The sequence below is a fragment of the Mycoplasma wenyonii str. Massachusetts genome (assembly GCF_000277795.1).
GTDB lineage: Bacteria > Bacillota_I > Bacilli_A > Mycoplasmatales > Mycoplasmoidaceae > Eperythrozoon_A > Eperythrozoon_A wenyonii.
Genome location: NC_018149.1, coordinates 151680 through 177581 on the forward strand (window position 1 = coordinate 151680; position 25902 = coordinate 177581).

The window sequence follows — 25902 nt, forward strand, 5'->3', positions numbered from 1 at the left end:
TGCTGAGGTCGCCGCTTGAGCCTGAGTTGACTGAACACTCGCACCATTGTTTCCTCAATTACTAAAAAAATCAATAGTTGAACAAATTAATAAAAAGACTTCAAAAAAATAAGGGAGTAAAAAGAATAGTTGTAACTCTCAGAGCTTAAATTTTCCTTGGCTTGAGGAGTTGTTTTCTTTATCTAAAAATGTGAAGGAGTTATTAAATTTGCTTATAGTAGATAGAGAGTGAAATAACTAATTCAATTTCTCTATTGAAGGAAAGAAATATTTAATAAATATTTAATTAGAAAACTAAATAACAAATATTAGGTTTTTCCTTCCCTTTAAAGCTAAAAAACGTGAGTTAGATCTTAGTCTAGGATTAGAAGCCCTCTATCCGAGGGTCTTTCTAATGTGACTCTCTCTTTTCCTTGGATATTGTCTTTTCTGTGCAAACTGATTGATTTTCTCTAAGTTAAAGGGGAGTAAGTCCGCTGACGGAGGAGGAAACGGAGGTGGCGGAGGTTGATATGAAACCTTCGGGACAATTGCAGAGGGAGTTCCTGCAGAAACAGTTAACTACTCAATTACTTTAGCTAGAGGGATTTTTACTATCCCAGCCTCTCTAATTCTTGTTAAGTTAGGCTACAGAAGAGCTTGTTTGTTAGCTTTCGCTCTAACAACAGTTGCTCTGCCACTTATATTTAGCCCCCACTGAACAGTCTTGATTCTAGGTAGATTTGTTATGGCCGCCGGAGGAACATTAACCATTATCTATATTTCTCCTCTACTCGCCAAACTAGCCTTACCTGCAAAAAAACAAAAACTAGCCACTCTCAACGGCTTTACCTATGCCATTTCAGGACTAATTGTTAATGTATTGTTCATTATTCAACCCGTCTCTCAATTCTTAGTTAAACACTGAAAATATGTAGCCTCTGCAGTAGCTGTATTCTCTTTCTTACCTTTAATTCTCTTTTATTTCTATGGTGAAAACTTTGAGATAGTTTCACTAAATGACAAGTTGAGAGTTGAAATGCCTGACAACTATTCAACTCTATTAAGAGATAAAGAAGCTTGAACTTGAATTATTGCTTACAGTGGATTATTGGTAGTTTCCATTCTCTGCTCTAACTTTGTTCCTGCAAGAATAACTGAATTAGTTGAGAATATTAAAAAACCTTTAGCCGAAAAAGTTGATTGAAAGAGTCTTTATACAGTTGTTTTCTTCATAGGAACTTTCGGAGGGCTTTATTTCCTAGGAAAACTGAATCCTAAAGAAATAAAGAGAACAAGTATAGTTAGATTCTCCATTGCAATCGTTCTATTCACTTGAGTAGTTATTTGCTCAATGACTTTAATGACTCACCTGATGAAAGAACACACTTGGGCTCAAATACTGGCAACGGTCTTAATCTTTATCTCTGCTTTCTTACTAGCTTTCTTTGGATTAGGAATACAATCAGTCTTTCTTTATATTCCTCTAGAATACAAAGACTACAACCCAAAGAAAACTTCTATCTTCTTTAGCTGTCTTTGAGGAATTGGATACATTATCCTAACCGGTTACAACGTGATTGCTTCTGTAATTAATCAGCTTGGAAATAAGATTTTTCCTTCCTCCGGCCAAACAACTAGCAACAGCAAAGGTGGAGTAGGTGGTATTGCCTCCCTTGTCTTCATAACTATGCTATTAATTCTTTACTATGTGATGGTTAGAAGAATAAGAGAGTCTAAGCCAGAATATATGGAATTCAGGAAGTGAATCGCAATGAACTTATTCTCCAGAAGAGCTTCTTTGGCTAGACTAGCTTAGTTGAGACTTTAGATAGCTTTTCACTTTTTTGTGTAACAAACTATATTTCTTTTGCTCCCTAACTGCTGTTGAGGAATGAGGAAAGAAACGATTAGGCAGAAATATAACTTTCTCCAGTAACTTTCTATCTAAGTGTTTCAAAGAATCTAACTCAGTTGAACTACCTTTTCTCTTAAATATCACTGGAGTAGTTAGTTGAAAAATTTCTTCTATACCATCTCAACCATTTAGAGTTGCACAGTGATCCGACCCTAATAAGAAATAAAGTTCATCCTCAGGAAATCTCTCTTTAAAGTGTCTAACAGTAACTACAGACTCTACAGGTTTTCTTAGATTCAACTCAAAGTTAGAAATAACAGATAAGTATTTAGTCTTGGAAAGAGAGAGCATATAAGCTCTCTTCTCCCCCTCTAAATACTCTTGTTCTACCTTATCAACAGACTTAAAGCTAGGAATAAAGATTAAGAGATCTAACTTTAATTGTTTAATTGCAAACTGAGCTAATAGTGTGTGAGCCATATGTGGAGGATTAAAAGAGCCTCCAAATAAGCCTATCTTTCACTTCTTAGCTGGATACATTAACTCTCTTCCTCCTCAATAACTTCTAAGGCAATTGGTTCTTGTGAAATAGCGTCAGAGAAACTAAGACTTAGATTTTTATACTCTCCCCATAAAGTAGTGTTCTTCTCTTTCACATTATTAAGTGCCTTCTCAGATTTAAGTAGTTTGTTCTTTGCTTGTTTAAATTTCTTCTCTAAATCTTCAAAGAATTGTTCAACTAATTTAAGAATGGCAAAAGAAGCTCCTTGAGCTTCTTCAGTCATACTATGACAATCTCTTATAAAGTCTGCTATTTTTTGATCTAATTTCTCAATACTTTCTGCTTGAGGCATTACATCTACCTTTCTAGTTGTAGGTGCTAATCAGAATAGCAGATAGAGCATTCTTACTCACCTAAAAGAAGCCTCAGGAGTCATAATAGCTAGAATAGGTTCTCCTTCAGTTCTACTTCTCCCTAGTCCAAACTTTTCATAGTCTCTATCTGAGACTACTCAGATAGTTTCACTCTTCTTGTATTCTTCTATCTCAAACTCTCTATTAGTTACTAGGAATATGAATCTATAAGGTTCAGGGCTATATTTTGCCACCTCTAAAGCCTTTCTTAAGTCAGATTTAGTGGTACTAAATTGTTGATTCAGACTTATTTCCCCAAAGGAATATTTAAGTTCCACCATAATTCTGATGCTGTTTGTGGAGCTCTGTTTATTTCTACTATTCCTAAAAACTAACTTAAAGTCTGCTTTGCCCCCTTGTGAGCTAGCAGGTTGTTCTTCTAAATCTATGTAGTCAAGCTCTTCTGGACTAAATAGTTCAATTATTCTTTCTCCCCAGTTACCTTCATAAATCTTTCCAGCCTTTACTCTGTTCTTCTCTAGATCTGCCTGTTGCTTTCAGTCTTCAATTATCTGAGAGTATTCTCTATAAAACTCTTGATATCTGACTAAGTTAGTTAGATCTTTATCTAATCCCTTCTCTAAAAAGTCTTCATAGAACCTCGAAGAAGAGATAGAGATTTCTTGTAATTTCTTTGCCCCTTCAGATTCAATTAGGAGTTTTTGGTTATTTTCTTCAAGTTCCTTTATTTTTCTCTTAAGACTTTCTTCTTCATTTATTCGATTTATCTTTTCTTCTTCTAGCTGTTGAGTTTTTTGGTTCTTTGTGGCTACTTCAACGGAAAGATTTTTGTTATTAGCCTCTAGTTCTTGTAACTTGTTCTGATAACTCTCTGTTCTTGTTCTTAGATCTTGGTTAGAGTTTTCTAAAGCTTGTAGTCTTTCATTGTCTTTCCCTGATTTAACTGAGAGTTCCCTGTTAATACTCTCTAAACTTTCTTGTTTTTGTTTGTAACTAGAGAGCTCTGAGAGTTGCCTCTGAAGTTCTAGTTCTAACTGTTGGATTCTCTGTTTATTACCTTCAGATTCAATTAATAGATTTTGGTTTTCTTCTTGTAATCGTTTAAGCTCTTGATTTTCTTCTTCAACTTGATCTAGTTGTTTTTGTTTCTCTTCTTCTAATAGTTGGAGTTTTTGTCTATCTCCCTCATGTTTAATTAATAGCTCTGATTCTCTACTCTTATATTCATCAATGATTTTTAAGAGACTATCAATCTTCTGGTTTAGTTCTGAGTCTTTGCTCTCTTTAGCTCTTCTTTCCTCTCTACTCTTTAGAAATAAGTGAGTACTGACATATACAGCTAAGAAACAAACTAAACCTAGGGCAACATAACCGGGAGTGTCGGACATACTAATTTAAGTTTGAATATAAAATTGGTCTAGAACTCTTATTGGACGGGACTTTTCTATGGAAGAGAAGGAATTAGTTTCACTAGAAAAAATGGTGGAATTTGATCTTCACTTAGGGGCTAATACTAGACTTTGAAATCCTAAGATGTCTCCTTACTTAATAAAGGAAGGATACAAAAGAAGACATGTAATAAATCTAGAAAGGACCTCCGAACACCTCAAGAATGTTTACTCTTATCTCTTTGATCTTTCTAGATCTGGACTAGAAATAATGTTTGTTTGCTCCAAGAATAAAGTGATCTCTGAGATAGTTAAAGAGTCCGCTAGAAGAGTCAATGCCTTCTATATAACTCAAAGATGACTAGGAGGTTTGTTAACTAACTTTAAGCAAGTAAACAAAACTCTAAAGATACTCTCTCAACTAGATGAGATGCTAGAACAAGACAATATAAATCAACAATTAACTAAGAAAGAAATCTCTCAATTGAAGAAAAAGAAAGCCAAGATAGAAAAGAACTACGATGGTATCAAAGGTTTAACTAAGTTACCCAATGTATTAATAGTCTTTAATCCTATTAATGATCTAATTCCTATTCAAGAGGCTCACAAAATGAACATTCCAGTAGTAGGAATAGTTAATAGTAATAACAATCCAGATCTAATTAATTTCTCTATTCCTGCTAACAATTACTCCCCTAAGTCTGTATATCTATTAGCTAACTTACTTTGTGATGCTATTGCAGAGGCTGTAGGGCAAGAAACTCTAATTGCCTACAAAGAAGATAGTCTTATTACTCTTCCAGAGCATCTAGAGATTCTTAACTCTTCTACTCAAAGATCTACTTAAGTGTCTCTGTGGGAGAGGCAAAAAAACTCTCCAGACATAGAAAGCGTATTTCTATTTGTGAGGCTATCTATTCTAACTTAGTACTAAGCTCTTTAAACTCAAATAGTACTAAGTATTTAGAAAGTGGTTTTGAGAGAAAGATATACCAAAGATATATTGAACAAAAAGAGATATATCTCTCTGAAATTAATCAATTATTAAAGTCTGGTTGAGATGTTGATAGACTTAATCTCAGCATACTTGCTGTTCTCTTAGCTATATTTACTGAATATGAAGTATTTAAGACAGCTCCCGCAGTCTTAATTCACCAAGCAGTAGAGTTAGCTAAAAAGTATGGTGAAGATGACTACAAGTTGGTTCATGCCTTATTAGATAACTACCTTAAGAAATTCAACAACCAGAAGAACAACAATCTGAAACCTCTAAGCCACAACAATTAGTTCTTCGCTGAAAACATAAATACTGATACTACTTACTATTTAGTATTTTTGGTCCAGCTATTACTCTGGCGGTTGTAATTGCTTTGAAAGCGAAATCATCACTTTCGAATTATCACCAAACAGGCTCTTGAGCCACTCTAAGCATTAGTGCACCAATCTTCTTAACCGCTTTCTTTGCATATGTATACAAGTCTTTTAAGGAGAATGCTCCCTGCAGGGAATGCATTAAACCAACTAGAATGAAATACTTTCAATCTGGTTTAGTTTGTGCTTTTATACTCTTTAGTCTTTACCTAATTCTTTGATTAATCGCTTTTAAAACCCAAAAAGAAGGTTGTATATATGGCGCTCTAGCTGGAACAATGGTCTTTGGACTAGCAACCATTATCTATCTATCTATATATGAGTTCTGCGTCTCTTTTGATGTACTCTATAGTAAAAATAAAGAGCAATTGGTTCATAATTTCTTAGAAAGAGTTTCGGGCAAGAAATTAAAAATAGTTAATGATTAATTAAATGGCAAAGGAGAGAGTAGCAATTAATCACAAACATTTCTTAGATGCTGTTTCTAAGCTATCTGTTCAATATTCTCTTAGTACTTCTAAGATTGCTTCATTCTTAGAAGAAGCCTTTAAGACTGTATTTGAGAGAGAGAATGCAGATAGTAAGTTAAAGATAGAGATTGACCTAGAAAAGTGTTACATAAAACTGTGAAGAGAGCTCAAAGTAGTCAGTGAAAAATACTTTTATGGAGAAGGGATGGAAGACTCTGGTTGTTTTATTCCCACTTCAGCATTAACCACTAAGGAAAAAAAAGAATATAAAGAAGGAGATATCTATCTAGAAGATATTCACTTAAACCAACTAGATACCAGAATAGTAAAAAATATTCTCTTTCAGTTTCAAAAACTAACTTTAGAAACTGCTAACAAAAAGATATATGACAAGTGAATAGAGAGAAAGGGAGAGGTCTTTGAGGGAATGGTTGAAAAAGTCTTTGAAACCAAAGAAAAACTCCCTAAAGAAGCTATAGTCTCTCTAATTGATCCAAATAATGAACTAGATAGTACTAGGGGGGTAGTACACAGAATTGACTTTGTTCAAACTCTCTCAAATGCTGGTTACAGAATATATGAGAGTCTAGTTCCAGGAAAGATCTATCAATTCCAAATTAAAGATGTATTGGAAGAGGCTTCAGGGCAACACCCTATCTTACTATCCAGAACTAGTCCAGAGATAGTTAAGTATCTAATGAAAAAACACATCTCAGAAATTCATGATGGTCTAGTAGAGATTAAGGCAATCTCTAGAGTTTCTGGTATTAAGAGTAAGTTATTAGTTAGTACCAAGAATAACAATATAGACCCTGTAGGTTGTTGTATAGGCCCTAAAGGTAATAGACTAAAGATTGTTTCCTCTCAACTCTTAAATGAGAGAATAGATGTAATTCTCTGAAATGAAGATCCAATAAGAAATATTGTTAATGGATTTGCAGGAGCACAAATACTTGGTTACAAGGTACTAGATAAGGTAGAAGGGGAAGAAGAAAACTCCATTCTTCTTATTACTACCCTAGAGAACTTACTACTAGCTATTGGTAGAAGAGGTATTAATGTAAAGCTTGTTTCAATGCTTACTGGTTGAAAGATATTCTTGAAGACTATTCAAGAAGCAAAAGCAGAAAGAATTGAATATACACCTATAGATGAAAATTGAGACTCTAAGACCTCAGATGTTTCAGGAAGACTATATAAATTCCATAAATTCAAATTTGAAGAAGAAACAAACTCTAAGAAATAGCTAGCTTAATATCTTACTTTTCTTTAGTTAATGGATAGCTTTCAATACAATAACAGGGCAGTTTCAGTTAAGTTCTTTGCTAGTCAAACTCAAATACCTGTTGTTGAAATCATTAAATATTTCTTTCTCAGGGGGGTTGAGATGAAGATTAACTCTTGATTAGATGAAAGATATTGCAGAGAGCTTTGTGAAGAATTTGGACTTAAGTTCTTAAAAGCAGAGCAGGCTCAAAGAAAGAATCTCTACTCAGAAGAGCTTTTAGCTAAAGAAGGAGCAGAAGAAGAGTGAGTTAAGAAATATCCAGTGGTTGCAGTAATGGGTCATGTAAACCACGGAAAAACTACCTTACTAGACCAAATAAGAAAGACTAATGTTGCAGAACATGAGTATTCCAATATCACTCAACATATCTCTTCTTATCAAGTTAAGTTCCAAGACAATCTCATTACCTTTTTAGATACTCCGGGTCACGAGATCTTTCAAAAGCTGAGAGAGCTAGGTGGAGTTATTGCAGACATTATTGTTCTAGTTATCTCCATAGAAGATGGAGTTCAATCCCAAACAAAAGAGGTAATTAAATACTTTAAGCAAAATAACTTAAAGCTAATCATTTTTGTTAACAAGATTGATAGAGGTGAATCTGCCCTAGGTGCACTTAAGGAATCTCTAACTCAAGAGGGAGTAGAACTAGAAGAATATGGAGGAGAGGTTATTCTAGTTAAAGGTTCTGCTAGATCAGGATTAGGTATTCCAGAACTACTAGAGACAATTACAGTTATCTCAGAGGTTGAGAATTACTGCACAACCTTGAGTCCTCCAGCTATAGGAATAATCTTGGAATCTCGAATAGAAAAGGGATTAGGTCCTGTTGCTGAGATTATCACTATTAGAGGTACTCTAAACTCTGGAGACTATATAGCAGGAGAAAAGCTCTTCTGCAAGCTCAAAACTATTCAAGGAGAGAAGAAGGAAAAGATAACTAAGTTAGTTCCAGCAACTCCAGCAACTATTGCAGGCTTTGATCAATTACCAATCCCAGGAACTAGATTCTTTTCTTTCGCAAATAAGAACGAAGCGCAAGAGCACTACCAAACTCAAACTAAAAAGTTACAAGAAGGTTATGACTTCAAAGATGCTCTCTCTATTGCAGAGTCAGATAACCCAACTCACTTTTCTTTCATTATTAAAAGTAAGGTTTTAGGCTCTTCTGAAGCTATTAAGTCCTTTCTCTCTAAGTTCAAATATTCAATACTCTCTATAGGTTCAGGGGAGTTAACTGAAGCTGACTTAAAAGAAGCTACAGTTAAGAAGGCAATAATTATTAACTTTGAGCAAAAGATACCTAAGAAGTTAGAACCACAAATAGAGTTCTTAAATATTCCTATTTGGTCTATTAGATCTGTTTATGAGCTAGAAGAGAGAATAGAAGAACACATAGAGAAAAATAGGATTATTGAGAGAGTTGAAAAAGTTGTTGGTAGATGTAAGGTTATTAGACTCTGAACTCACTCAAAGATTGGTACTATTGCAGGTTGTTCAGTCATTTATGGTTCTATAAAGATAGAAAATAAAATCAAGCTAATTAGGGAGGGAAACCTCCTTACTAAGACAACTATTAAGTCCTTCAAGACAGAAAACTTTGAGATTAAAGTAGCCGAAGAAGGAAAAGAATGTGGTATTGTGCTAAATAACTGAAACAATATAGAGATTGATGATGTTATAGAGAGTTATGAAGTTATAGAAAGAAAGCTCTAATGAAATGTCTATCCTAAATGAAAGACTTTCAAAAGAAATCTATGTGGTCTTAAAAAGAATCTGACTGGAAGAGTTAGATGAACAGTTCTATTCTTTTATAGGAATTAACCACATAAGACTTAGTAAGAATCTAACTAATATAACTGTTTTTATTGAGTTAGAGTTACTCAAAAAGGATTATCCGAAACAAGATATATTTGCTAAATTAGAGAAACTCACTCCTTTTTTTAAGAGGCAGTTAGTTCACAAGTTAAATCTCCCTCCACACCTAAAACTTAGTTTCAGAGAAGATCTATTTATTCAAAAGGCTAAAAGAGTTGAAGAATTAATTAATAGTTCTTTGAGTTCTAGCTAATGGAAGAGGAAAAGAGAACACTAGAACAAATAGAAGACAATGAGTTAGCTAAGTTATTCCTCTATAAAAACCAAGAAGCTCAAGGAAGTAATAGAGTCTCAATTTCTGATATCTTTGTTAGTTCTAGAGAAGAATTCTTTAGAAATAATCCAGCTCCTGCTCCAGAATTACGAGCCAGACTTGAACAAGAAAGTCCTGATACAGCTATCACAGCAAGTATTGAAAAGGTCATTCAAGGCTATCACAAGAGAAAAGAATTTCTAAAGAAGTTAGCTGAAATCTTTAGTTTAAGAGTCAGAAAGAGAGGAGAGTTAATGAGAATGAATATTCCATTCTTAGGTGCTGACTATAGATATTTCTATACCTATTTAGCTAACTACAAGAAATCTATAAAGACTGCTTGAAGTGAGTTCAATAGCTTTATGGAGATACTCATTAAAGCCCCAGGTAACTTCGCTAAATTAAAGAAGTTTGAGTTAAAGAGTGCAGGAATTCTGCTTGGACTCTCACTCTTTCTTTTAGTAGCAAGGTTATTTCTACACAACTGAGATAGTCACTACTATTTAAGTCACCATACTAAGTTCTTCGCAGATTGAATTAGCTCAATTGTTGTTATTTGCTCTATTTCTTGTATAGCAGTAGTATTTCCCTATATAGTTCTAGGGATACTCTACTTCATTAATATCAACTATCTTTATCAAACGAAGTACTTTCACTATTTCTTATTGGCTTGTACTTTTTTGGCAGGTGTATTGTTTGCAGTTGCACTTTGCACCTTCTTAATGTTTCAAGTAGCTCAAATATGAGGTGGTTGGGGAATAGTGAATCTCAAGTTAGATATGACTAAAAAATAGTGAACTATATTAGGTTAGAGTTAAAGGCTGGTAGAGGAGGAGATGGAATTATCTCTTGAGCTAAGACTAGATACAACTCAAGATTAGGTCCTGCAGGTGGTAATGGGGGAGATGGTGGAAATATTTATCTAGTAGTTGACTCTAAGTACTCTGATTTCTCTCACCTAAAGAATGCAGAGAAAAAAGCACCAAATGGGTCTAATGGACAAAAAGACAACAAATCAGGTAGTGCCGGTTCAGATATCTATCTGAAAATACCTGAAAACACAGAGATATACGATCTAGACAGAAAAATAAGAAAGTTACCACTTAAGAAAAAAGAAGCAAAGCTTCTTATTTGTAAGGGCGGAAGAGGGGGAAAAGGTAATTCTTCCTTCAAGAATGCTCAATTTCAAGCCCCTTGACTTTATGAACTAGGAGAAGAGGGGGAGAAACTCAATCTCTTACTAATAAAAGAAGAAGTTAATTATGTGGGAATTATCTCTTTATCCGGAGAGAGCCTCTCTAAAGAATTAATTGAGAAATTACAAGAACTTACTTCCGAGAAAGATCAAATTATCTTTTGTTCTTTCCCTTTTGCTATCTTTGAAAAAGAGCCAATTAAACACTTCTATCTAAAAGAGTTAGAACTTTGTAAGACTCTTTTACTAGCCATAGAATATCCAAGTGAGAATTGAAAACAAGAACAAAAGCAGCTAGATAAAACTCTCAGGAGACTAGGTTTTTATTCCTATAGAACCATCTTTGTCTCTGAAAACTCTCAACTCATCCCTCAAGATAAAGAACTAACTCCTTGCTCTTGAAAAAACTCAGAGCTTAAACACATTTACAACCAATTAACCAAAGACTTAAAGAAAGTCTCTCAACTACCTTGTTTTAAGCCCAAGGGAGTTATTGAAGATGACTATATAGAATACTCTGATGAACTCCTTCCAGATAAAGAAGACTACAAGATAGTTAAGGTTCCAGGAGGTTGAGAAGTTAGTTCCAAGAGACTCAACTATTGAAGCACTAGAATTCCCCAAACCACCTTACATAATATAGAGAGATTGAAAACTAAATTAAGAGTAGAGGAGATTATTAAACAAATTAAAAAGTCCGGAGGGATAAAGGGAGAGACACTTAGGATATGTAATTACACTACGAATATTTACTAAAAGGAAAATGGAACTTTAAATTTAGGATAGTTTGATCACACCATTAGTAGTCAGTGTATTCGGCCTCTTAGGGGCTATTACCCTATCTCCTTTCTATCTATCTTCTACAGGATTTAGTGCCCCCCCCCGGCAGAATAAACAAAGAGAAAAATCAAATCTAGTTAAGGTTAAGTCGAATTCATCAATTCTTTCAGACAGTCGAATCGAAGTTACTCCAACAGCCTTCAGGTTTTCTGCTTCACAACCTAGTAATTATTTAAGAGTAGAAAGTAGCGATAGGAAGAGAGTTCGAAGAGAAATTAAACAAGTCTCTCAACCAAGAAGAGACAAGATAGAACCAAAACCTATTTCACCCCAAGAGTATCTCTCAAGCTTTTATGCAAATGCATCAATTAACGACAAAGTTAATCCATTAACTATTGTTGTGAAATATGACAACTATTATTTCAAGATAGTTCAGTGAGATTCGGATTGTATGTGTTTCAAACAATTACCTAAAGATCTGGGTCTATGAAACAATGATTCAGCTTCCTTTATTGTCTTAAGGAATAACTTTACCGTTTTGTCTAGTCACATCAAACAAACAAGAGAAAGTGATCAATGCAAAGCTTGAACTACCTTTTGGTGACAAGAATGAGATGTTTACGATAAATTCGTTAATTGAACAAAATTACCAAGAGAGCAAATAGGAAAGAATAAAGAAGTTCAATCTAATTGCTATACTAATCCAGTAATTTTGTTAGATTCTGAATCTGAGTTAGTTTACTTTCCTGATAAAGCTAATTTAAGTCTTGAAACAAGATTAGCTAACTCAAGAGAGGTTTATTGATCACCAACCCTAACTAAATTTGTGAATAAATCCTATCTAAAAAATACTACTGACCTAATAAAGATAAATAACTACTCAGATTACTTGAAGATATTGGATTTAAATGTGGCCAGAGAATCAGATTTCACTGAACTTACGGAAAAATAATACACCAATAAATTAAGTCTCAAAATTAATTAATAAGAATCAGAGTTGAAGAATGACAATTTACAAGATTTAAGAGCCACAGAAGAGGCGACAAAACAATCTCAAAATCAATTAATTTAATCTAAATAGAGATGAAAATTATCTTTCTCACTGGAGGGGTTTATTCTTCCTTAGGAAAAGGAGTCATTCTCTCTTCAATTGGTAAAGTCTTACAGTTTGAGGGATATAAGTGCAATGTTCTTAAGTTTGATCCATATTTAAACTACAACTCTAAATTTCTTTCTCCCTTACAACACGGAGAAGTCTTTGTTACTAAAGACGGAGAGGAAACAGACTTAGATCTAGGTCACTATGAGAGATTCTTAGGAATAGAGCTAGATTCTCATTCCTGTTACACCACAGGAAAAATATTCCAAAGACTACTGGATAAAGAAAGAAGAGGGGAATATGATGGCAAGACTGTTCAGGTAGCCCCACACTTAGTCAATGAGATTCTCTTAACCCTAGAACACTTTAGAGAATCTGGTACTGAGATTCTCTTAATTGAGTTAGGAGGTACTGTATTTGATCTAGAACAAAAGCCTTTTATACTTGCAGCTTCTCAAATGAAAAAGAGAAAGGGAGATGAACTAACTTTTGTTCACTTAGCCCCTTTACTTCACTTAAGTCACAATAATGAGAAGAAAACAAAACCTATTCAACACTCACTTGCTCTACTAGCGCAACTAGGAATAGTTCCAGATCTACTGATACTTAAGGGAGATAAAGAGATTAGTGAGGCTGAGCTCTCTAAGATAAGCTTTAACTTTCCTGCAATTCCAGAAGAAAATATTCTCTCAGCCCCTTATCTCCTAGATATATATGAGATTCCCCTACAACTCTATCAAACTGAGAAGTTATTTGAGAAGATCTCTCCTATTCTCAAGCTAGATTCTGTTTCCAGAGATGTAGAAAAAGGGAAACAATATCTCAAAGAGTGAATTGACTTCAATGAACAAATTAAAGCCCCCAAGAAATATCAACTAAGAGTTGCTATTGTAGGGAAGTACTCTAACTCTCCTGAGTCTTACTACTCTATAATTCAGTCACTTAAGTTTGCAGGATACAAACTATCTGCAGAGCTTTCTATTGAGTTAATTCAGTCTGCTGAATTAACTTCAGAAGAGCAACTAGAAGGATTTCAAGCCATTTGTGTTCCTCCCGGATTTGGAAATAAGTCACTAAACGGTATCTTCTTAGCTATTAAGTATGCAAGAGAGAAAAAGATTCCTTTCTTAGGTATTTGTTTTGGAATGCAATTAGCTGTAATTGAATACTTTAGAAATGTTTTGGGTCTAGAGGCTGATAGTGTTGAGTTGAACCCAAACACCTCTTGTCCTATCTTTACCTCTTGAAGTGAAAAGCAAGAGATGAGATTAGGAAATAGAACTATTACTTTTGATCCAGCAAGCAAAATAGCTCAAATTTATGAAATCTCTGAAAAAGTAACAAGACACAGAAATAAATATGTTTTGAATCTAGAGTTAGCTAAAGAGAAATTAGCTTCAGATTCTGAGTTAATATTCTCAGCCTCAGAAGGTGAGATTGTTGAGGCTATTGAGCTTAAGAACCATCCTTTCTTTATAGGAGTTCAATATCATCCAGAGTTCAACTCAAGACCAAATGATCCAGAGAAGTTATTCTTAGCTCTAATTGAAAAAACTATTGAGCAAAACTATTAGATATAGGAATAGTGCTAAGAGCATGAGATTTAAATTAATAACGTTTTTATGTTAGGTACAAAGATTCTCTTAACTTCTGTTATTAGTGGTGTTAGTGGTCTAGTTGGTTACACTTCTCTTTCTATTCCAAATTGAGATCCTAAAAATGTGTGAAGAATAAAGAGTAACAACAAGTTCTATTTATCTCTTTGTAGTTATAGAGGAGAAAAGTCGGGAAACTGAGTTGCATCAGATTTATGAATCTACTTAACGATCAAAGACAAAGTTACAGACAATATAGATACAAATACCAAGCTTGAATTATGGGGAGAAGGATATCATTGGAGAGGTGATGGAGCAAAAGTTACACAACCACCCACATGAAGAGCTGAAAGCTTACAGGAATTAGTAAGAGGAAGTTTTGGTACACAAGGTAGATTTAATTGAATTAACGACGATGGAATTGATGGAGAAGGAAGAGTCACCAGACTAGGAGAGGTAGGCGGAGGTGAAGAGAATGAAACGTTTGGCTCTTACATAAGATGTCCCGATAAGTTATTCCAATTTTCCGGAAGCGGAAGAAAAGAGAAAGGATTAAATGAATTCAAATTTTCTTTAGATAACTGCAAGGATGGCAGTGAGCGCAAAGGAACTAAAGAATGTTCAATAAAAGTTGAATTAACAAAAGGCTCTTCCCCCTCTGAACAATTAGAGTGAAAAGAATTTATTCCTAGAGTAATTATTGATTAACAACCTCTGATTAGCGGGATCTACTTCAGAGCTAAGTGATAAAAGAGCCTAGAGGAACAAGAACTTTATTCTCTGAAGAGCTAAATAAGAGAGAGGGTTTAGTTAAGGAATTAAGTTCTTGAGCAAGCTCTTTAGGATTTAGTAAGATTCAAACTCCTACATTCGAGAATAGCTCTTTGTATATTGATCAATCAGCGCCTGAGAATGAAATACTCAAAAAAGAGTTGTTCTTCCTAAGAGATGAAAGTCTAGCCTTAAAGCCCGAAGAAACTGCTTCAGTCGCAAGAGCGGTTACTTCTGGGAAATTACTTTTTTCTAATCCAACTCCTCTTAAGTTTTTTTATTCCTCCCAGTGCTTTAGACATGAAAGACCACAGAAACAAAGATTCAGAGAGTTCACACAATTTGGATTAGAGATAATAAAGGCTAGTTCTTGAGTCTACGAAGTTGAGTTAATTTATATGCTTGACTCTTTGTTTAGAGAGAAATTCCAGCTAGATAGTCTCAAACTAAGAGTTAACTATCTCTCTAATAAAGAAACTAGGTCTAAGTGAACTAAGGCACTTACTGCTTATTTCTCTGAGAACAATGAAGGTTTAAGTTCCAACTCTCTAAAGAGAATAAAGACTAATCCAATAAGAATATTGGATGACGAGAGAGACTCTTCTCTGGAGATAGTTCAAAAAGCACCTAAGATAGAACAATTTCTTAGTGAAGAAGAGAGAGAAAAGAGCTCTAAGATAAAGACTCTTTTAAGTGAATTAGGCCTTAACTATCACTGAGATGAAAGCTTAGTTAGAGGGTTAGATTACTATACTGGAACTGTATTTGAGTGAAATTACAAAGGATTAGGAATTGCTGGGGGAGGGAGATATGATGAATTATTTAATAAGTTTGGACTAAAAGATATTCCTTGTGTTGGATTAGCAATTGGAATTGAAAGACTATTAAACACACTAGAAGAAAGTGGATTTAATTGACCAAAGAAGTTAGACAAAAGGGTTTACTTTTGTAACTTACTTTCCGAAGTAGAGCCTAGAATACTTAGATTAGCTAAGAAATTAAGAGATAGTGGAATAGAACTTGAATCTAATTGAGAGTTACAAGAGCTTAAGTCTCACTTTAGATTCTCTGAGAGACTAAATATTAAGTGACTTTTAATTTATGGAGCAAAGGAACAAAGTGAAAATAAGGTAATACTTAAGGAACAGAATCAAAAGTCTCAAAGCTCATTTGAGTTAGAGAATCCAGAAGAATTAGTTAAAGAGCTAAATAAATTAATGACTTAGGTGTTTTCTGAAAGAGTTTTAATTTCTAGTCTTTCTGGACGAGGTCAAGAAAGAGTAATACTTGCTGGATTTATTCAGAGAATTAAGAAATTCAAGAACTTAACTGTATTAGTTCTTAGAGACTGCAGCGGCTCCATCTCAGTTAATTTCTCTCTAGATAAGTTAGATCCTAGCTCAATAACTAGAGAAAGTGTAGTACTAGTTGAAGGAACAACTAAGTTCCTAGAAGAAAGACAACAGTTAGAGATAGAAGGAGAAAGACTAGAGTTACTTTCTAAAGCTAAAGCTATTCCTATTGATCTAGTTGAAGAAAGGGTTAGTGAAGAGAAATACAGAATGCGTTATAGATATCTAGATCTCAGAAGAAAGTCTCTTCAATATAATCTGGCTTTCTACTCTAAATCAAAACTATTAGTTACTGAATATCTCAATTCACTGAATTTCACTGAGATTAATACACCCATTCTTTCTTTTCCAACTAAAGAAGGAGCAGCCACCTTCTCCACTTTAGTTAGTGATCAAGTTAAAGAGAGCTTTACTTTAGCTCAGTCTCCCCAACTCTATAAACAATTACTAATGATCTCTGGCTTTGAGTCTTACTTTCAGTTTTCTAGAAATTTCAGAGCTGAAAAATTAAGGGAAGACAGACAATATGAGTTCACTCAACTAGATATTGAGCTCTCTTTCTCAACCCCTCAAAAGCTATTCGAGCTTATTGAAAATCTATTGATACTCTTAATTAATAAACTCCTAAGAGTTCAATTAGAACCAAAGGATTTTCAATTAATGAGCTTTCAAGAGGCTTTGTCTAACTATGGAACAGACAAACCAGATCTAAGAAATCCCTTAGTCATTCAAAAGTGAAACTCTAAAAGTATTTCAATCTACTATATAGTCTTGCCAGCAACTAAAGCAGAAGTGGCTCAACTTTCTACCTTGTTAGGCAATAAGTTTCAATACATATTCAAAGGTGAAGATGAACTAGAAGGGGAATTAGAAGATTTAATAGATGAGTTTGTTAATTCTCTAGAATTACAACCTAACTCTTTTGTGTTCTATAGAAAGAGTTCAGAAAAAGTAGATAAAAAGTCTATTTATCTCTTTGGCTCTTTAAGAAATGAGTTATTTAGGTTAGGTTTGGTTAAGTGAGATGAAAGTAAACCTTATAGATTTGTTTGAATCACTGATTGACATTACTTTGAAAGAAATAAAGAAGGTGAACTAGTAACCTCTCACCACCCCTTTACCCTGCCTATTAAGACTTCTGAAGATATCTTCAGCTGGAAATCTACTGGCTATGACTTAGTTCTCAATGGGGCAGAGATTGCTTCTGGCTCTATGAGAATTACAGACCCACAACTCCAAAGAGAGATATTTAAATTATTAGATTACTCAGATGAATCAATTGAAAAAGACTTTGGTTGATTTCTTCAAGCCCTAGAATTTGGAGTTCCTCCCCACTTAGGAATTGCTATCGGTTGAGAGAGACTGATAAAAGAATTGCTTGATCTACAGAGCATTAGAGATGTAATTGCCTTCCCAAAGAACTCTCATGGTAGTTGTTCTATGTCATCTCTTTAAGCACTCATTACTAAACTAGCAGATCCTACTGTTCTTTCTCCAGAAGAAAAAAGCCCTTTTTTCGCCCAAATAGAAGCCAAATGAATTCAAAGATGATCTCAAGAACAAACTTATGCCTTCAAAGATGATCTAACTAAACCCAAATACTACATACTAGATATGTTTCCCTATCCTTCCGGGGCAGGGTTACATGTTGGTCACGTAAAAGGTTATCTAGCAACAGACATTATTGCTAGATATAAAAAGATGAAGGGATTCTCTGTACTACATCCAATAGGTTGAGATGCTTTCGGTCTTCCAGCAGAACAATTTGCAAATCTAAATAAAAAACCACCACAAGAGTTCACTCAACAAAATATCAATAACTTCAGAAGAGAGTTAAATGCTCTCTTTTTTAGTTATGACCCAGAGCTAGAGATAAATAGTACAGATCCGGAATACTACAAACAAACTCAGTGAATATTCATCCAACTATATAAGCGAGGCTTAGCGAGCCTAGAGAAGAGAGAGGTTAATTGAGTTGATGAACTACAAACTGTACTAGCAAATGAAGAGATCTATCAGGGAGAAGATGGTCTTTTCTATTCTGAAAGAGGAGATCACTTAGTTCAAAAGAGGAAATTAACCCAGTGAGTCTTAAAGATTACTGAATATGCAGAAGAACTTAATGCCTCTTTAGCTCATCTTCACTGACCAGAAAAGATCAAAACTATTCAGTCAGAGTGAATAGGAGAGCAGGAAGTCTATCAACTTGAACTAAAGATCAAAGATAGAGTCTTCTATCACTATGAGTCAGAGCTAGACAAAATCAGATCCATTTCTGGTTTTCTAATAGATAAAGAGTCTGAGATTTATAGCTTATTAGAACTAGAACAAGAGCCCAAAGATGGAGAGATACTTTTCTACTACAGCGACTCTAAAACTCTCCAGAAACTTCCATTCAAGTTCTCTGTTTCCAAGCTCACTTCTGGTAATCCCTTAGAGCCAATTTATGAAGAGCTCATTGGAAATAAAAGACTTCCTTCATTCTTCAATTGAAAGTTACTTCCTAAAGTCAAGAGATTTAAGTTACAAGACTGAGTCTTTTCTAGACAAAGATACTGAGGAGAACCAATCCCTATCTACTATGACTCAGAAAATAACTTCTATATAGAAGAGAGCTTACCTCTAAAGCTCCCAGAATATAAACCAATAACTACTAAAACTTCTGAGAAAACAACACCTTTAGAGTACTATGAGGAGTGACTCTTTGAAAAAGAAGGTTTCAGAAGAGATGCAAATACTATGCCCAACTGAGCTGCTTCCTCTTGGTATTATCTAGCTTATCTAATAAAGCAAAAGGAAGGTTATCTTCCTTTAGATAGCTCTGAAGCTAAGAGAAGAATAGAGAGATGAATGCCTGTAGATCTCTATATAGGAGGTCAAGAGCATGCAACTATGCACTTACTCTATGCTAGGTTTTGATACAAAGTTTTGTATTCCACCCTAGGATTACAAATTGAGGCTGGAGATGAGCCTTTCTATACCCTCAAAAATCAAGGAATGATACTAGGAGAGAATGGAAAGAAGATGTCAAAGTCTAAAAACAACTTTGTTTCCATTTCCTCTCTACTCCAAGAGTTTGGTGGAGATGTAATTAGACTCAGTGTTGCTTTTCTTGGACCTTTAGAGCTAACACAATATTGGGATAGTAGACAACTTCCAGTCTTTCAACAGTGAATTGAAAAACTCTATAGATATTTTTCAGAAGTTAAAGATTCTCTGAACCCCAAAAAATCTAGTCCTACTAAAGAGCTCGTTACTTTCTTATCCAAGCTTGAATACAGCATTCAAGCCTTTAAGTTCAATGTTCTAGTCTCAGAGTTAATGGTTTTCTTTAAATACCTACAGAAAGCTTTAAATAAGAACTGACTAGAACACTCCCTTTTTATTCAATCCCTCAGCCTTGTTGCTCCTTGTATCGCAGAAGAGCTTTGAAGAGAGCTATTGAAACAAGAAACCTCTCTCTTTAACTCTAGTTGACCAAGCTTTTCAACTTCTTTTGAAGAAGAAACTCTTAACTACTCAATTCAACTTAATGGAAAACATAAATTAATGATTCAACTCCCTTCTTCGCTCAAAACAGAACAAGAGCTATTTAATCACTTTAGTTCCCTACCAGAATACCCTCAACTCTTAAAGGAAAATAAATTAGAAAAATATGTAGTTATTCCAAGAAAGGTAATTAATCTAATTACCTTCAAGTCTTCTTAATGAGATTCAAGAACTATTCCTATCCAGAGGACTTCTACTTTGCAAATAACCAAATATATCTAACTAAGCTAGGAAGACAGAAATCTTCTAGATATAGAAGAAAGATTACTGGTTCTAGAATGGCAGCTGTGATAGGTAGGAATAAATATAAATCTCCTTTTCAGTGCTGATGTGAGATATTAGGTTTTGTAGAAACAGAGATTGAACCCTTCTTTGCAGAAGCAGGAGTGGTTATAGAAAAAACCTTACTTAAGTATGCAGAAAAAGAGTTAAATAAGAGATTTGTTTCATATAACAGTAAGGAAGTGGGGTATGATCTCTTTCCCGATGCAGAGGTATTTGGAGGTATACCAGACGGTGAAGAGTTTGCGGGAGAAACAGTTAAGTCAATTCTAGAAATCAAAACCACTCCCTTAGATAAATACTGTTATACCTTTGAAGACAATGAGCTAAGACTAGTTAGAGATAGTTTTGGTAAGCCAATAATCAAAGAGCTTAAAGGGAATATACACAAGTGATTCTCTTTAGAAAATAGAGAATTAAAAATACCAGAAGAGTATCAATACCAATTAGCTCTGTATCTTTATCTGAGGGGGATAGAGAAAGGTTATTTCTGCATTGCCTTCTTAAATAAGAATCACTACTTAAAACCAGAGAGTTTTGATCCCTATGCAAAAGAAGAGTGAAGTAAAGAGAATCCACAGATGATTGTTTTAGATGAAATGAAAATTGACTTAAAGTCTTTTGAGCCAGTCATCAACTATGCTACTGAGTGATATCACAAATACATTATGGGTGGAGTCAGCCCTATCTTGTCCCCTCAAGACTTAAATTGAATTAGATTTGGTTTTCCTGCTCTTTAACTATTACTCAATCCATAGAAGAAAAAAGTAATAGTAAGGTATTAAAAGAGTTTGGAGAGAGATTTCTCCAAAAGCTCCAACAATACCAATATATTTCTCTTTTCTTACATCTAAAACCAGACTTTGATGCCTATGCTTCTGTTTTCACTCTCTACCACTGAATAACTCTTAACTTCCCCTCAAAAGAAGTTATTGCTTGAATTATTCCTGAAAGCTTAGCCCCTAATGAAAAAAGCCTATTTGACTGAAATAAAGAGATCAAAACTAAGTTAGAGTTATCAGAACTAAAGCAAAGTCTTGGAATAGTTTTAGACACTCCTAATGAAGGGAGAATCTTAACTCAAAAACATGTCTTCTGCCAAGAGTTAGTTATTCTAGACCATCACCCAAAGATAGACTCTTTTGCTCAACTGGAATTTATTAATCACTTATATTCCTCAACTGCAGAGATGTTAGTTGAGTTACTGCTCTTCTTTGAAACCAACTATGGCTATACCTTTACTACTCAAATGGCTCAATATCTCTATGCAGGCATTCTCACAGACACTAATCACTTAAAGGCTCATATTTCTCCCTCAACCTTTTACTATCTCTGAAAGCTCTTAAGTAAAGGTATTAAGAGAAAGGCAATTAATGAGCTAATTTCTGAAAATAGCTTAAATAAAAAGCTATTTGATCAAGAAGTAGTTAGGAATATAAAGGTAACTCCTAATGGACTAGCTTTCTCTATAGTTAGTGCTAAGTTACTAAAGAAATACTCTATTAAAGACTATGTCTCTGCTATCTCTAATCTAGAGAATATAGCTGGAATAGAGATCTGAGTGATCTTTATTCAAGATAAGTTACTTAAGAAGTGAAAGTGTTCTCTTAGATCTAAGAAATTACAGATAGATAAGATAGCTACTCAATTTGGCGGGGGAGGACACAAACTAATTGCCTCTACCCTATTCAAAAGTAGAAGGGAATTCTGACCTCTTCTACTTGTATTAGATAACTACTTAGTTAAATATGGTTTCTCAGGTTGTTCAGATTATGGTCAACTTGGAGTCTCTAAATTACTCTCTTGATATAAGTGGTGAAAGGGCTTTAGAGAGTCTTAACATAAAATAGTGAGTCTGGAATAGTACTCAAGTGATTTAAGAGGGCAGCTTGGAGAGCTGTTAGATAGAGTCTTTCTCTATGCGGAGGTTTGAATCCTCTCTATTCCGCCAGTATATTTAGCATTTAAATTAGTTGGGAATCTCCCTTATTGGGGGTGTAGTTCAATGGCAGAACAGCAGTCTTCAAAACTGCGTGTTGTGGGTTCGAGTCCTGCCACCCCCGCCATAATACCTTAAACTGGCCTCGTCTCTTTTAGAGAATCCTTATTTACTATTCTTTTCCTTTTTAGTAACTAGTGCAGGAGTACTTACACTATCTTTTTTATTCTCTGAATCTATTAAGGGTGTTCTTAATAGATTTCAACTATCTGAAAGATTTGTAGGTTCTAGCTTACTAGCTACTGGTACCTCTTTCCCAGAAGTTATAAATGCTATTACTGCTGGGTTTTATGATAGAGCTGATTCCAAATTCAAGTATTCCATTGACTCTTTCTATAACCTGACTGGAGCTAGTTTAATTCAGATAATCTTTCTTGCTGGATTAGGAATTGCACTCTATCACCTAACTAAGAAAAAAAGATTCACCTCAGAAGAGTATCAAAGCTTTATTGGCTCTACCTTTCACAAGAAAACACTCTTGTGATTTCTTTTTACCTTTGAACTAGCTCTTCTCTTAGTTGCTGTCTCTTTTCCTACCTTCTCAACCAAGCTGAATATTGGACAGATTAGTCCACTTCCCTTCTTATTCTGCTTAGTTTGAATTTGTTACCTAGTCTTTTCCAAAAAAGAAAAAGAAGAAATAAAGAGTTACTCCAATATATTTGACAAATTAAGTAAGAATAAGTTCTTAGGTGTCTTTGGACTTATATTTATCTGTTTCTCTGGTCTTTCTTTTCTTAATTTCAATATTGTTACTAAGTTTGAAAAGAGTTTTAGTATTCCTAGAAATATAGGACTAGGAACCATATTAAGTCTTGTAACCTCTTTTCCTGAGTTCTCTTCTTTCTTCTTTTTGTTTAAGTCCAGACACTTTGGACTAGCTAGTGCAGGAATATTTGGCTCTGCTCTATTTAATCTCTTCTTGCCCTCTTTAACTCAGTCAATACAAGGTGGTTGAATACTCTCTCAATTAAGTACAGATACTAATACTCAAACCTCTTTGAGTTGTTGGTTAGGCTTGGCTCTTGTACTTAACCTTCTCTTTTTAGTTGCCTTTTACACGAATAGCAAAGGTAATTACATTCTGAATCTGAAATATGAGAAGTGAAATCTTTCTTGAGATTGAGTCTTAGTGCTTTGCTATCTCACTTGCTCTTTCATTCTCTTTCCTATATTCTTGAAGAGCGATGGCGCAGAAACTGCAAAGTAAATGTTCTTTTTCCTCAAAAAATTCTGAAGTTAGCTCTCTTTCCTTTCAATATTTACAACATCTTTCACACACTCTCTTAGTAGTTGGACCAAAAGAGATCTCGCTCCCCTCTGTTTCTTCCAACTCAGCTACTAATAACAATCTAGTTAAGTCTTCTATATTGAAGTATTTGATTTTTGACTTAGGTAAAAATAGTTTTTGTTCTCTCAAGAGTTGTAACTTCTCTCCAGAGGATTTATTTCCCATTTGACTATCTCATTCTTTAAGCACTCTTTCCCTTAGCTCAAAGAAATATTCTCATCTCTCGGAGTCAAAGCCCTCAGATTCAACTCCCCTTCACTCTTCTAGGAGAATAGAAGACTCTATGCCTTCCATTTTCTGATAGGCCTCTTCAGAGGTTTGAGGAATAATTACTGAAAGCAATAAGCTTGAAAACTTAAAAACTACAGAGATTACCTCAATCGCCTCTTCTCTGTATAAATCTTTAGAGTCTCTAGCATACAAAGCCGGTTTAACTATCTCTAGATATCAACTAGAGTAAAGCTCTATAAAGTCTCTGAAGTAATTAGTAACTTTTCTGAAGAGAAGAGAATCTAAGGCTTTCTCAGAGTTATTCAGTAGTTGTGTGAAGGTATTGTAGATATATTCGTGTTCTGGAAAGTGTCAAGTTTGTTTAAGTAGCTCAATCTCTTTTCAGCTCTTTTTACCAATAACACTCAAAGAGAATCTAAATAATATATTTCTGATCTTTCTGTATTCTTGTTGAGTGGCTTTAATTTTTTCTTCACTAAAGCTAATGTCTTTAGAGTAATTGACACTAGCAATTCAGAGTCTAAAAATATCTGAACCATATTTATTAATTAGTTGAACAGGATTTACTACATTCCCTTTAGACTTGGACATTTTTTCTTTGGAAGCATCTAAGACAAAACCATGAGAGACTAAGTGAGTAAAGGGTAAAGAAGAACTACTAGCGACTGAAAGAATAGAAGAGGAGTTAAATCAACCTCTGAGTTGATCCCCTCCCTCTAGATAAACTATTGAAGCTTCTTTTAACTCTTCATCTTTAGTGAATACAGAGCCAGAGTCAAATCAAACATCTAAGACATCAAAGGATTTACTAAAGCTCTCTAGCCCTTCTTGTTCCCCTACAAAGTAAGAGATAGGCTTTTTATACCAACTGTCAACTCCTTCTTCCAAGAGAATAGAGATATTCTTTTTTAGTTGCTCTAATCCCCCAAACTCTTTTCCATTCTTAAAGATGACTGGGATAGGAAGTCCTCATGCTCTCTGTCTAGAAAGACATCATTCTTCTCTAGAGAGAACGGTTTCTCTTAATTTCCCAAATAATCACTCTGGATTTGAGAAAGTCTCTTTTTCAAAGGCTTGAGTTAACTGACTCTTTAAATCTTTTAAGTTAAGAAATCACTGTTCTGTAGCTCTATAGAGAGTTGGTTTTTTAGTTCTTCAATCTTTACCTACTTTGTGTCTTATCTTCTTAATAGCTATTAAAGAGTTATTTTTCTCTAAGAAAGAAATAACTATCTTAGAGGCATCTTTGTAGAACTTTTCAGCTAATTCAGAGAACTTAACTTCTTTATTGAAATAACCTCTTTGATCTATAGAACAATAGGGAGAAAGATTGTGTTTCTTACAGACTAAATAGTCTTCTGGTCCAAGCCCCGGAGCCAAGTGAACAAAACCACTTCCTGTGTTCTCTAGCACAAAGCTCGCAGAGAAGATGGGATTAACCTCTCCAGTTAGGTTATTTAGATATTTAGCTGTTAGTAGTTCTTCTGCGGAGAGTTCCTTAATTAACTCAAAGTCATTCTCTCTAAGAAAGAAACTCTCAGAAGCTATGTAGTTAAATCCATTTTTTTTGGCTAGACAATACCTTAACTCTGGATGTAAAGCAATTGCTAAATTGCTTTCTAGACTGTAAGGAGTTGTAGTTCAAAGTATTATCTTTGAACCTAGTAATTGAAAGTTATTAGATTCAACAATCTCTCAAGAGAAGTAGATACTTTCACATTCTTCCTCTTCATATTCAATCTCTGACTCTGCTAAAGCAGTTTGAGAGGAATAAGACCAAGCGACTGGCTTGTATTCTCTCGCAATTAGTCCTTTTTCTCACAGCTTTTCAAAAAGAGAGTATTCTCTCTTAATGAACTCTGAATCAGATGTTGAGTAGTAATTATTTAGGGGATGAACTAAATGTAGATTCTCTAGTTGAGAGAGTTGGAGTTTCAATTGAGACTTAGCATAACTAAAGGCTTTTTCTCTTCTTTCTACTAAAGAAAGATTCTTGAAGTCTTTGTTTTCTGACTCTACTTTGTGTTCTATTGGAAGACCATGCACATCTCAACCCGGTAGAAAAGGGCTCTGAAAACCAGAGATATTCTTTCACCTAACAACAAAATCTTTAAGTATCTTGTTAAGTGCATGTCCCATATGTATAGCTCCATTGGCATAAGGCGGACCATCAATAACTAGAAATAAAGGTTTATTGGAGTTTTTTTGTAGTCTCTTTTCATAAACTTTTTGTTCTAGTCAAAAACTTGAGTACTTGGCTTGATTCTCAACTAAATTAGCTTTCATTGGAAAGTCAGTTTGAGGGAGTCTGAGAGTTTTTTTGAGGCTAGACAAGCAGGAAAGGCTGGAAGATTTTTTAAATTAAATATAAAAGTCTTAAAATAGCTCTAATTCTCTAAG

21 protein-coding genes and 2 tRNA genes are annotated in these 25902 nt (G+C 34.5%); 20 read left to right on the forward strand and 3 right to left on the reverse strand.

Translation table 4 applies throughout. The annotated features are described in order from the left end of the window. The first annotated feature begins 394 nt into the window (after positions 1–394). Entirely contained in the window at positions 395–1798 is a 1404-nt protein-coding gene (locus WEN_RS00780) for an MFS transporter (RefSeq protein WP_043911252.1), read from the forward strand. Here WEN_RS00780 and nadD read toward each other — a convergent pair. Beyond that, the gene (gene nadD / locus WEN_RS00785; RefSeq protein ID WP_014849661.1) at positions 1790–2377 is read right to left on the reverse strand and encodes a nicotinate (nicotinamide) nucleotide adenylyltransferase; all 588 of its coding nucleotides are present in this window, start codon (positions 2375–2377) and stop codon (positions 1790–1792) included. The two genes, WEN_RS00780 and nadD, sit on opposite strands and share 9 nt — an antisense overlap. Then, on the reverse strand, positions 2377–4101 hold the full coding sequence (locus tag WEN_RS00790) for a coiled-coil domain-containing protein (protein ID WP_014849662.1): 1725 nt from the start codon (positions 4099–4101) through the stop codon (positions 2377–2379). The genes nadD and WEN_RS00790 overlap by 1 nt, the downstream gene beginning before the upstream one ends. 58 nt (positions 4102–4159) lie before the next feature. On the opposite strand from WEN_RS00790, the gene rpsB reads away from it, so the two are divergent. The 19 genes from rpsB (at position 4160) to WEN_RS00880 (ending at position 23190) form a co-directional block, all read left to right on the forward strand. Then, on the forward strand, positions 4160–4948 hold the full coding sequence (gene rpsB, locus WEN_RS00795) for a 30S ribosomal protein S2 (protein WP_014849663.1): 789 nt from the start codon (positions 4160–4162) through the stop codon (positions 4946–4948). An 8-nt stretch (positions 4949–4956) separates the two neighbouring features. After that, positions 4957–5388 (forward strand): transcription antitermination factor NusB, encoded by a 432-nt coding sequence (locus WEN_RS00800; RefSeq protein WP_014849664.1) that lies wholly within the window; start codon positions 4957–4959, stop codon positions 5386–5388. An 83-nt stretch (positions 5389–5471) separates the two neighbouring features. Further along, positions 5472–5900 carry a hypothetical protein gene (locus WEN_RS00805; RefSeq protein ID WP_238530699.1) on the forward strand — a complete coding sequence of 143 codons (429 nt, stop codon included), beginning with the start codon at positions 5472–5474 and terminating at the stop codon, positions 5898–5900. 4 nt (positions 5901–5904) lie between these two features. Beyond that, on the forward strand, positions 5905–7188 hold the full coding sequence (locus WEN_RS00810) for a NusA N-terminal domain-containing protein (protein WP_014849666.1): 1284 nt from the start codon (positions 5905–5907) through the stop codon (positions 7186–7188). A 30-nt stretch (positions 7189–7218) separates the two neighbouring features. Then, complete coding sequence (infB, locus tag WEN_RS00815; RefSeq protein WP_014849667.1) at positions 7219–8943, forward strand: translation initiation factor IF-2; 1725 nt, start codon at positions 7219–7221, stop codon at positions 8941–8943. A gap of 4 nt (positions 8944–8947) precedes the next feature. Beyond that, positions 8948–9298, forward strand: coding sequence for a 30S ribosome-binding factor RbfA (rbfA, locus tag WEN_RS00820; protein ID WP_014849668.1), 351 nt, complete (start codon positions 8948–8950; stop codon positions 9296–9298). Beyond that, entirely contained in the window at positions 9298–10152 is an 855-nt protein-coding gene (locus WEN_RS00825) for a hypothetical protein (RefSeq protein WP_014849669.1), read from the forward strand. Before rbfA ends, WEN_RS00825 begins: the two co-directional genes overlap by 1 nt. Continuing rightward, positions 10152–11309, forward strand: coding sequence for a DUF1967 domain-containing protein (locus WEN_RS00830; RefSeq protein WP_014849670.1), 1158 nt, complete (start codon positions 10152–10154; stop codon positions 11307–11309). Before WEN_RS00825 ends, WEN_RS00830 begins: the two co-directional genes overlap by 1 nt. A gap of 31 nt (positions 11310–11340) precedes the next feature. Continuing rightward, complete coding sequence (locus WEN_RS00835; RefSeq protein WP_014849671.1) at positions 11341–12285, forward strand: hypothetical protein; 945 nt, start codon at positions 11341–11343, stop codon at positions 12283–12285. 131 nt (positions 12286–12416) lie between these two features. Then, positions 12417–14006, forward strand: a complete 1590-nt coding sequence (locus tag WEN_RS00840; protein ID WP_014849672.1) for a CTP synthase — start codon at positions 12417–12419, stop codon at positions 14004–14006. 48 nt (positions 14007–14054) lie between these two features. Further along, positions 14055–14735, forward strand: a complete 681-nt coding sequence (locus WEN_RS00845) for a hypothetical protein (RefSeq protein ID WP_014849673.1) — start codon at positions 14055–14057, stop codon at positions 14733–14735. Between the two features lie 35 nt (positions 14736–14770). Next, positions 14771–16024 carry a histidine--tRNA ligase gene (gene hisS, locus WEN_RS00850; RefSeq protein ID WP_014849674.1) on the forward strand — a complete coding sequence of 418 codons (1254 nt, stop codon included), beginning with the start codon at positions 14771–14773 and terminating at the stop codon, positions 16022–16024. Further along, positions 16025–17605, forward strand: coding sequence for an amino acid--tRNA ligase-related protein (locus WEN_RS00855; RefSeq protein WP_014849675.1), 1581 nt, complete (start codon positions 16025–16027; stop codon positions 17603–17605). A 159-nt stretch (positions 17606–17764) separates the two neighbouring features. Beyond that, entirely contained in the window at positions 17765–19858 is a 2094-nt protein-coding gene (locus tag WEN_RS00860; protein ID WP_014849676.1) for a class I tRNA ligase family protein, read from the forward strand. After that, complete coding sequence (locus WEN_RS00865) at positions 19858–20721, forward strand: MPN551 family DNA-binding protein (RefSeq protein ID WP_014849677.1); 864 nt, start codon at positions 19858–19860, stop codon at positions 20719–20721. Before WEN_RS00860 ends, WEN_RS00865 begins: the two co-directional genes overlap by 1 nt. 104 nt (positions 20722–20825) lie before the next feature. Next, a complete protein-coding gene (locus tag WEN_RS00870; protein ID WP_238530708.1) occupies positions 20826–21821 on the forward strand; it encodes a DHH family phosphoesterase in 996 nt (331 codons plus the stop codon). A 17-nt stretch (positions 21822–21838) separates the two neighbouring features. Beyond that, a tRNA-Ser gene (locus WEN_RS03680) sits at positions 21839–21932 on the forward strand. Positions 21933–21972: 40 nt separating this feature from the next. Further along, a tRNA-Trp gene (locus WEN_RS00875) sits at positions 21973–22047 on the forward strand. Between the two features lie 42 nt (positions 22048–22089). After that, positions 22090–23190: a sodium/calcium exchanger protein gene (locus tag WEN_RS00880; protein ID WP_274506155.1), complete on the forward strand. Its 1101-nt coding sequence runs from the start codon at positions 22090–22092 to the stop codon at positions 23188–23190. Here WEN_RS00880 and ileS read toward each other — a convergent pair. After that, positions 23110–25788, reverse strand: coding sequence for an isoleucine--tRNA ligase (gene ileS, locus WEN_RS00885; protein WP_014849681.1), 2679 nt, complete (start codon positions 25786–25788; stop codon positions 23110–23112). The genes WEN_RS00880 and ileS overlap by 81 nt on opposite strands. Between the last annotated feature and the right edge of the window lie 114 nt (positions 25789–25902).